The sequence below is a fragment of the Rhizobium ecuadorense genome (assembly GCF_001187535.1).
Taxonomy (GTDB): Bacteria; Pseudomonadota; Alphaproteobacteria; order Rhizobiales; family Rhizobiaceae; genus Rhizobium; species Rhizobium ecuadorense.
Genome location: NZ_LFIO01001309.1, coordinates 1 through 361, shown reverse-complemented (window position 1 = coordinate 361; position 361 = coordinate 1). Strand labels below are relative to the sequence as shown.

At 57.1% G+C, this 361-nt stretch carries 1 protein-coding gene; it reads right to left on the bottom strand.

Annotated elements, in window-relative coordinates; all coding sequences use genetic code 11:
- Window positions 1–57 precede the first annotated feature (57 nt).
- Window positions 58–361: substrate-binding domain-containing protein (locus tag AF337_RS28815; RefSeq protein ID WP_160320369.1), on the bottom strand; the 304-nt coding region annotated here is incomplete at its 5' end.

Here is a 361-nt window from a genome sequence, read left to right as displayed (position 1 = left end):
ATCTGGCCATTTGCTATCGGATCGTGTGGAGATAGCGGGATGCGTGTGACGCGAGCTTTAGCGTATCGGTGCCGTCGATTTCCTTGGAATGAGGGTTGGAGCCGAGATCCGAATACGCTCGTCGGCAGCGCTGTTGTCACCGGCGAGAAGATCAAGGGCGTTTGATGCAATTTGCTCAAACGGCACCCGCAACGTCGTGAGCGGCGTGGGGAGGTGGCTGACAATCGGAATATCGTTATAGCCTACGATCGAGATGTCCTGCGGCACGGAAAGGCCAAGTTTCGTCAGTCCCGACAAGGCGCCGATGGCGGTGTTGTCGTTGACGGCGAAAATAGCGGTTGGGCGCGGACTAAGATGCATC